At 37.5% G+C, this 8,701-nt stretch carries 8 protein-coding genes; 3 read left to right on the plus strand and 5 right to left on the minus strand.

Going from position 1 to position 8,701, the window contains the following annotated elements:
* On the plus strand, positions 1–845 hold an 845-nt coding region (locus AC1DPQ_RS09825), incomplete at its 5' end, for a branched-chain amino acid aminotransferase (protein ID WP_477609049.1).
* Between the two features lie 271 nt (positions 846–1,116).
* On the opposite strand, the gene AC1DPQ_RS09830 is transcribed toward AC1DPQ_RS09825, so the two are convergent.
* From AC1DPQ_RS09830 to AC1DPQ_RS09850, 5 genes are all read right to left on the minus strand, one after another.
* Complete coding sequence (locus AC1DPQ_RS09830) at positions 1,117–1,581, minus strand: DUF4920 domain-containing protein (RefSeq protein ID WP_477609051.1); 465 nt, start codon at positions 1,579–1,581, stop codon at positions 1,117–1,119.
* A gap of 324 nt (positions 1,582–1,905) precedes the next feature.
* Positions 1,906–3,282, minus strand: coding sequence for a DNA repair protein RadA (radA, locus tag AC1DPQ_RS09835; RefSeq protein WP_477578899.1), 1,377 nt, complete (start codon positions 3,280–3,282; stop codon positions 1,906–1,908).
* 397 nt (positions 3,283–3,679) lie between these two features.
* A complete protein-coding gene (locus tag AC1DPQ_RS09840) occupies positions 3,680–5,230 on the minus strand; it encodes an Rne/Rng family ribonuclease (protein ID WP_029274483.1) in 1,551 nt (516 codons plus the stop codon).
* Positions 5,231–5,509: 279 nt separating this feature from the next.
* The gene (locus tag AC1DPQ_RS09845; RefSeq protein ID WP_477578897.1) at positions 5,510–6,388 is read right to left on the minus strand and encodes a tetratricopeptide repeat protein; all 879 of its coding nucleotides are present in this window, start codon (positions 6,386–6,388) and stop codon (positions 5,510–5,512) included.
* A gap of 9 nt (positions 6,389–6,397) precedes the next feature.
* Positions 6,398–6,700, minus strand: a complete 303-nt coding sequence (locus AC1DPQ_RS09850) for an HU family DNA-binding protein (RefSeq protein WP_025143406.1) — start codon at positions 6,698–6,700, stop codon at positions 6,398–6,400.
* Positions 6,701–6,869: 169 nt separating this feature from the next.
* Here AC1DPQ_RS09850 and mutY point away from each other — a divergent pair, with 169 nt between their 5' ends.
* Together mutY and AC1DPQ_RS09860 are read left to right on the plus strand one after the other, a co-directional pair.
* Complete coding sequence (gene mutY / locus AC1DPQ_RS09855) at positions 6,870–7,931, plus strand: A/G-specific adenine glycosylase (protein ID WP_477578895.1); 1,062 nt, start codon at positions 6,870–6,872, stop codon at positions 7,929–7,931.
* A 56-nt stretch (positions 7,932–7,987) separates the two neighbouring features.
* The gene (locus tag AC1DPQ_RS09860) at positions 7,988–8,425 is read left to right on the plus strand and encodes a single-stranded DNA-binding protein (RefSeq protein WP_029274486.1); all 438 of its coding nucleotides are present in this window, start codon (positions 7,988–7,990) and stop codon (positions 8,423–8,425) included.
* Positions 8,426–8,701 lie beyond the last annotated feature (276 nt).

An 8,701-nucleotide genomic window follows, 5' to 3' on the forward strand; every position in this document is an offset into this window, starting at 1 on the left:
GATTAAAGGCTTACCGCCAACCAGATGGTAAAATTAGTGTTTTCCGTGCCGATAAAAACTTCGAACGTTTTAACAAATCAGCCGCCAGAATGTCGATGCCAGGTATTCCTGAAGAAATTTTTATGCAAGGTTTAGCCGCATTAATCAATGTTGATGAGAAATGGGTACCTAATCAAGAAGATTATGCTTTATACATCCGCCCGGTCATGTTTGCAATGGACCCTTATTTGGGCGTTAAGGCATCTGATACCTATAAATTTGCTTTGTTAACTACACCAACTGGTCCATATTACAGTAGTGCACTAAAGGTTAAAATTGAAACTGAATTTACGCGTGCAGACGAAGGTGGTGTAGGCTTTGCCAAAACTGCTGGAAATTACGCACGTTCGTTATATCCTTTCGAGCAAGCAAAAAAAGAAGGTTACGATCAATTGATCTGGACAGATTCGGTAACGCATGAGTTTATTGAAGAAGCTGGAACTGCCAACTTACTTTTTGTAATTAATGGCAAATTGGTTACGCCATCAGTACGCAGTACTGTTTTGGATGGTGTAACGCGTGATACTATTATTAAACTGGCTAAAGATGCTGGAGTAGAAGTTGAAGAACGTAGGGTTTCTGTTAAAGAAGTGATTGAAGGAATTGAAAACGGAAGCTTAACAGAGGCTTTTGCCGCAGGAACTGCAGCTACAGTAACACATGTAGGCGAAATGGGCTATAATGGTCAGAGCTATAAATTGACCGACCCATCTACAAGACATATTTCTAATGGCATTGCTAAAAAATTAAACGATATCCGTTACGGTTTAGCACCTGAYGAATTTGGTTGGAACTGGGTAATCTAAGATCACCATCCATAAAAATAGAAACCCAGGTGCAGAATATGCATCGGGGTTTCTTATTTATATATCGTCATTTCGAGCGGAGTATAACGCAGTCGAAAACCCGAAGGCTCAGCGCGAAGCTAATCTATTATAGATCTCTCCATTTCGCTACGCTTCAGTCGAGATGACGACTTTCATATAGTATATTGTTATTTGTAATTTATTTTAGCAAAATTTAGCTCTTTAGGCTTGCCGCCGCTAACTTCGGTCTTCGCGGACCCCGGACTTTCTTTTATTTATCCAAAATCACTACGCCTTTAGCTTCGAAAGCCAATTCTTTTTTAGGATCGGTAATTTTTGCTACTTCTTCAGGAGATTTTTTAGCATCTTCCGCATAGTGGCGTAAAGTTTCTACAGAGATGGTTTGTCTCTTTGCCAATCCATCCAAAACTACTTTTTTGCCAACAATATCCATCGGCATAAAGAACGCATAATCTTTAAAAGTTACCCGCATTGGATCGCCATTAGGCATTTCTAAAGTCATCCAGCAGCCCTTTTTCTTACACACATCTACCACCTTGCCTTCGATTTTCATATCGGCAATTTTTTTATCCCCCATGGCAGCTTCCATCTTTGCAGCAGGTTTTACATCTCCTGGTTTAACTTCTTCTCCAAATTTTTGACCAGTATATGCGCTTTGAGCAAATGAAAATGCCGTAAATAGGCAAAAGCTGAAGCTTAGAATGATTTTTTTCATGGTTTTATAATTATCCGGTTAATGATCTAATCAAAGTTATTTAAAATTTTTCATTAATAATGAAAACAAAAAATCCCCGCTAACATCCATTAACGGGGAAAATCATCCCTATAATTGCAATCACATTTTATGATGTACATTTAAATTATTATAGGCAAACTAGAATCCAAAAGTTTAATTTTTTGTTTTTGGTATAGTTAATGTATTTATATTCAGTTAGTTGTTGTTTTTTTGCTGATTTGTTAATATTCAATGATGTTATAGGAATGTAGAATATTATCTTCTTTCTGTGGAAATTTGTTGAGTTGTTTCCCCACCTTTTATCTATCCAAAAACAAGGCTGAACACTTCTTCTATTTTACTTACTGCTTTAATCTCAAGGTTGTATTTGTTTGTATCAATTCCTTTCAAGTTGTATTTAGAGATGTAAATCGTTTCGAAACCTAATTTGTCTGCTTCGGCAATACGTTGTTCGATTCTGTTTACCGCCCTAATTTCTCCCGATAGGCCTACTTCTGCGGCGAAACAGTTTTTTGAAGAAACAGCGATATCCTGATGCGATGATATAATGGCAATTAATACGGCCAGGTCAATTGCAGGGTCTTCCACTCTAATTCCACCGGCGATATTTAAGAAAACATCTTGTGTACTTAATCTAAAGCCACAGCGTTTTTCTAAAACAGCTAAGAGCATGTTCATCCTTTTGGTATCGAAACCTGTTGCTGAGCGTTGAGGAGTTCCATATGCTGCCGAACTCACTAAGGCCTGTGTTTCAATCAACATCGGCCTTGCACCCTCTAAGGTTGCGGCTATGGCGATTCCGCTCAGCTCTTCATCACGTTGTGAGAGCAAGATTTCTGATGGATTGGAAACTTCTCTTAAACCACTGCCCTGCATTTCGTAGATCCCGAGTTCTGCGGCTGCACCAAACCGGTTTTTGATGGATCTTAGGATGCGATAAACGTGGTGCCTGTCGCCTTCAAACTGTAAAACCGTATCAACCATGTGCTCGAGTATTTTAGGGCCTGCAATAGCGCCATCTTTGGTGATGTGGCCGATAAGGAAAACAGGTACGCCGGTTTCTTTTGCAAAACGCAATAATTCGGCAGTACATTCCCTTACCTGCGATACACTACCTGGTGTTGAATCGATATGAGCGGAGTGCAAAGTCTGAATAGAATCTACAACTAAAATTTCTGGTTCAAGAATTTCGATCTGTTTAAATATATTCTGTGTAGAAGTTTCTGTTAAAATGTAACAGTTGGATGAGGGGCTTTCCTGAATCCTTTCTGCCCGCATTTTAATCTGTTGTTCGCTTTCTTCACCGGAGATATAGAGTAGTTTTTTGCCCTTTAAATTTAAAGCCAGTTGCAACATCAAGGTCGATTTCCCGATACCCGGTTCACCGCCGATGAGCACTAGCGATCCTTCTACTAATCCACCACCTAAAACGCGGTCTAATTCTTTATCGCCAGTTAATATTCTACGCTCAGTTGATGATTGTATTTCATCAACCTTACTTGGTTTGCTTAATTTGCGACTGGTATTATCGCTTTTCCAGGTTGGAACAGAAGCGGAGCTTTTTTCTACAATTTCTTCTACAAAGGTATTCCATTGGTTACAAGACGGACATTTACCCAACCATTTTGCCGATTCGTAGCCACAGCTCTGACAGAAAAATGCACTTTTTGATTTTGCCAATTGATTAAAATTTTAGATTACGAATTTAACCTTTCAGGATTGAAAGTGTTTTTATTTTTTTGAACAATTAATCGTTTGCCCGAATCGTGTTTACGTTAAACCTCGCAGGTTTTCAAAACCTGCGAGGTTCGAAACATCACTATAAAATGCAGCGCCATTGTTGATAAACCTGATAGAACGGAAAGCCCGGAGCGAAGAATGAGTGAGGACTTGGAGGGATAGCAGGACTAAGTGGCCAAAACGCACAGGACAGTTGTTTTCCAAAAATATTGACCACCTAAGTCATCTGAGCACAACTTAATGAGGCACTTAATTAATATTTTAGATTTGAAATACACTTAAACAACAGAAAGCCCAGATTTAAAAAATCCGGGCTTTCTGTTAAATGTGTTTTGAGTTATAACTTAATCTCTTCATCTTTTGCGGAGATGAAGTGAAACTCGGTTAAGTGATACGATGATTGTGCCTTAACTTTAATCCATTGGCCGTATTTAAAGAACCAGCGGCGTTGAAGGTTGAAAATGCCTTTTGTAATGTAAGCTTCGATGTATGGGTGTACGCAAAGGGTTACGCCTTTTTCATTCTGCTCTCTTAAAATATAATTAAGGTTGTTCTCAATATCATCCATTAAAACGATACTCGCTTTAATTTCTCCGGTCCCATCGCAGGCCGGACATTTTTCTACCGTAACAATATTCATTTCCGGACGAACACGTTGTCTGGTAATCTGTACCAAACCAAATTTGCTCGGAGGCAAAATAGTGTGTTTGGCTCTATCCAATAACATCAGCTCACGCAAATAATCGAATAGCATTTTACGGTTTGTTGGTTTGTGCATATCGATAAAATCGATTACCACAATACCGCCCATATCGCGCAAGCGCAATTGACGGGCAATTTCTTTGGCCGCCTCTTTGTTTACCTGTAAAGCATTCTCTTCTTGATTTTCTTTACTGGCAGTACGGTTTCCACTATTCACGTCTATAACGTGGAGTGCTTCAGTGTGCTCTACAACAAGGTAAGCACCGCCTGGTAAGTTTACTGTTTTTCCGAAAGCGTTTTTAATCTGCTTTTCTACACCAAAATGATCGAAGATAGGTTCTTTCTGTTTGTATAGTTTAACGATCTTTTCCATTTCGGGAGAGATGTCGTGAACATAAGAACGGATATCATCGTACAACTCTGGCGTACTCACGTAAACGTTTGTAAAATCAGGGTTCAGAATATCACGGATTAACGTTGATGATCTGTCCATTTCTCCCCAAACTCTTTTTGAAGGTTCGGTAGATGGCATTTTTTTAATGAAGTTTTCCCACTTAGCAATTAAATCTAAAAGATCTTTTTGCATTTCGGCAACCCCTCTGCCTTCAGAAACGGTTCTGATAATGACCCCAAAATTTTGAGGTTTAATACTTTCAATAATCTTTTTTAAACGATTACGTTCGGTATTACTTTTAATTTTTTTTGATACAGATATGGTATTGGAGAATGGCACCAGTACCACATACCTGCCGGCAATCGAAATGTCGGAACTTAAACGCGGTCCCTTTGTAGAAATTGGCTCTTTGGCAATTTGTACAGGTAGGAGCATGTTTTTACTGAGCACATCAGAAATTTTGCCCGCCTTGTTAATATCGGCTTCTAGCTTTAAATTATCTAATAATGTGCCTGTAACCGAGCCATTACGCTTGATCTTCGTTAGCTTAATTAAAGATTGCACCTGAGGGCCCAAATCAAAGTAATGCAAAAAAGCATCTTTTTCATAACCAACATCCACGAAAGCGGCATTCAGGCCAGGCATAATTTTTTTAATGCGGCCTAAATAAATATCGCCTACAGCGTAGTTAATATTGATTTGTTCTTTGTGAAGCTCAACAAGTTGTTTGTCTTCAATCAACGCTATGGTAACTCCGGCAGGAGTCGAATTGATAATTAATTCTTTTACCAACAGCTACAGATTTAAGGCTTTCGCCTATTAACAAATGGATAGTAAATAAAAACAGTGATGTAGCCAAAAACATATACAATAAAAAAATCATATAAATTGTTTAAACCTCATAGTGTTTACTATGAGGTTTAACTGGCTTTATCAAATAAGAAACTATTTTTTCTTATGTCTGTTTTTTCTTAAACGTTTTTTACGTTTGTGGGTAGCCATTTTATGTCTCTTTCTTTTTTTACCGCTTGGCATAGTTTTAAGTTTTAAATGTTTTTATTAATCTGTTAATTAATTTTTATTCTTTAGTTCAGCCACCTTCTTATCAATGAATGAAGATAAGGTTGGGTTAGCCGCTAATTTTTTGCTTGATAGGTAAGCATTTACTGCTTCTTTATTTCTGCCTAAATTTTCTAAAGCTGTTCCTAAATAAAAATAGGCTTCAGGAGTTGGAGCAGCGGCAATTACGGTATTAAAACGAGGAATTGCTTTATCAAACTGACCTGATTTTATAGAGAACAATCCTAAATTCATATTGGCCTTTACATTTTTAGGTTCTTTAGCAACAACTTCTAACAACATTGCAATACCTTGCATTGGTGCGCCTAAGCCGTTTACTATCGTTATACCTAAGCCTGTTTTAGCTTCAATGTTTGTAGAGTCTTTCTCTAATGCATTTTTGTAAGATACATTGGCTTTCTGCAATAAAGCAGGTTGCGCTATGCTATCTTGTGTGCTTTCAAAAGCTTTTATAAATTGATTACCGGCAGCTAACCACGATTTTGATGATGGTTCGCCTTCGGCTACAACTTCTAAATACAGTGCAGATGGCGTAATTTGCTCAACATCGTCCCATTTCTGAGCCAGTTGTTTAGCAAGTTCAATCTTCTCTGCGCCATTTGCGCCTTTGTAGCTGTTTTCTAAAGCTGTAATGTCTGTAGCCAAATTCTTATTGATTACATTCTTTGCAGCAGTAGACGAAGTTTCGAGGTTTAGTACCGATGTATTTGATGGAGAAGCTGCTCTGGCCATTGGGCCACTTGAAGGCATTTTTCCATTTTCTTCCGTTGGTTTAACCAAACCCTTAATGTCTCTTGTAAATAAGAATGCAACAAGCAATACAATCGCTCCAATAACTATGGTTTGTTTTGATCTGATATTGCTATTCATATATAAGACTTAGGCTTCTACGTTAATTTTTTTTGAATTGCTTTTTACTTTATCAACAAATACTTTTGCTGGTTTAAAGCTAGGAACGAAGTGTTCTGGGATAATTATTGCAGTATTTTTTGAGATATTTCTCGCAGTTTTTTGCGCTCTCTTTTTAACAACAAAGCTTCCGAAGCCTCTTACGTATACATTTTCACCGCCAATCATGCTGGTTTTGATAACCTTGAAAAATGCCTCAACTGTTTCCTGTACATCAACCTTCTCAATTCCGGTTTTTGTTGATATTTCTGAAATAATATCTGCCTTAGTCATATTTTATTATTTATTATATATTATGTTTTAATATTACTACTGTTTTGGGGTTGCAAAAGTATTGCTTTTTAATGAGATAGGGAAATAAAAGATGATTTTTTTATCACTAGACTTATCAGGCAATTGCAAGTTTTTTTTTAATCGGATAAATAGACCGTAATTTGCAGTAATGATATTTCAAAATGAACTCATCAATTGGTACCTGATAAATAAGAGAGATTTGCCCTGGAGGCATACCAATGATGCTTATACCATCTGGTTATCAGAGGTTATATTACAACAAACACGAGTAGAACAAGGGCTTCCGTACTTTAATAGGTTTTTAGAGAATTTCCCTACAGTTGCCGATTTTGCCAGTGCTACCGAAGCCAAAGTTTTGAAGCTTTGGCAAGGACTGGGTTATTACTCGAGGGGCAGGAATATGCATGCAACCGCTCAAATTGTGGTGAAAGATTATCATGGAATCTTCCCAAATCTGCATGATGAGCTCATAAAATTAAAAGGGATTGGTGAATATACAGCTGCTGCCATTTCCTCATTTTCGACTGGAGAAGCACGGGCTGTGGTAGATGGAAATGTATTTCGGGTACTCTCCAGGTTCTATGGTTTAGCTACGCCAATAAATAGCCCGGCCGGCAAAAAAGAGTTTTATGCGTTAGCAAATGATTTGCTCTACAAAGATGACCCTGCGCTATATAACCAGGCTGTTATGGAGTTTGGAGCCATGCAGTGCAAGCCAAAATCGCCCAATTGTAGCGTTTGCTCACTTAGTCAGGAGTGTTATGCTTTTAACCATGGCCAGGTAAATATGCTACCGGTTAAAATCCGCAAAGCCGAACAAAAACACCGGTATATTAATTATTTTGTTTGTTTTGAAGATGAAAAAGTATTGATCAGGGAAAGGCAAGCAGGGGATATATGGCAGCATTTATATGATTTCCCTAGCGTGGAAACTACAGAAGAATGCGAGTGGAGCGATTCATTATTCATCGATCGGGTAAAATCTGTATTCGGAAACAACGCCGATTTTACATTTATAAGAGCCAAAAAGCACATATTAACTCACCAAATAATCCATGTACAATTTTTTGCATTAAAAAATTATATATTTAACTTTAATAAACAAAAGGAACTTAATTGGGTTTCTTTAAGTAAATTAGATGAGTTACCGCAGCCAAAAGTAATCCATGATTTTGTTCTGGAATATTTTTATAAGAACAAAATGGAATAACTAACCATCTTATTCGGTGCGCACTTAGAAAACGAAACAACTAACCAAAAATATTTATGTCTGGGATTAACAAAGTTATTTTAGTAGGCCATTTAGGCAAAGACCCTGAAGTGCGACATTTAGACGGTGGCGTAACAGTAGCCAGTTTTCCATTAGCTACCTCGGAAACATACAACAAAGACGGTAAAAGAGTAGAACAAACGGAATGGCACAATATTGTGTTATGGCGTGGCTTAGCAGAGGTTGCTTCCAAATACCTTCAGAAAGGTAAACTGGTTTACATAGAGGGCAAATTAAGAACAAGATCCTTTGAAGACAAAGAAAAGGTTAAAAAATATGTAACAGAAATTGTGGCCGAAAACTTTACCATGTTAGGCAGAAAAAGCGATTTCGAGCAAAGTCCAACTACACCAACGCATCAAAGTTCTGAAGCTAAAATTGAAGATGAATTTACAATTGGTCCATCAGATGAGAATGGAGATCTTCCCTTTTAATTAAAGTTAAAATACATAAAAAAGCTACCTGATGAGAGGTAGCTTTTTTTATGCGCTTTTATTCCGTAGCCATAAAATAATGATACAAAAAAACTCCTGCCAGTTTTGCTAGCAAGAGTTTTTATGATTACACTAAAATCGTTAATTAATTTTAGTATAATAAATATTTAACTTTATCTTATTAGCAGTTGAGCTGCTAGCGCCTATAATCGATCTTTCTGCAGATGTAGCAGTAGGTGTTCTCTGGAAATCGGTATAAGATGTAGGAGCTAGGAA

The sequence above is a fragment of the Pedobacter sp. 01T416_2 genome, from assembly GCF_056398925.1.

What these genes read in the sequence shown, in the direction of transcription:
- AC1DPQ_RS09830 (WP_477609051.1), bottom strand. Translation starts at nt 1,581, where the DNA reads ATGAAAAAAATCATTCTAAGCTTCAGCTTTTGCCTATTTACGGCATTT.
- AC1DPQ_RS09845 (WP_477578897.1), bottom strand. Translation starts at nt 6,388, where the DNA reads ATGAATAGCAATATCAGATCAAAACAAACCATAGTTATTGGAGCGATT.
- AC1DPQ_RS09850 (WP_025143406.1), bottom strand. Translation starts at nt 6,700, where the DNA reads ATGACTAAGGCAGATATTATTTCAGAAATATCAACAAAAACCGGAATT.
- mutY (WP_477578895.1), top strand. Translation starts at nt 6,870, where the DNA reads ATGATATTTCAAAATGAACTCATCAATTGGTACCTGATAAATAAGAGA.
- AC1DPQ_RS09860 (WP_029274486.1), top strand. Translation starts at nt 7,988, where the DNA reads ATGTCTGGGATTAACAAAGTTATTTTAGTAGGCCATTTAGGCAAAGAC.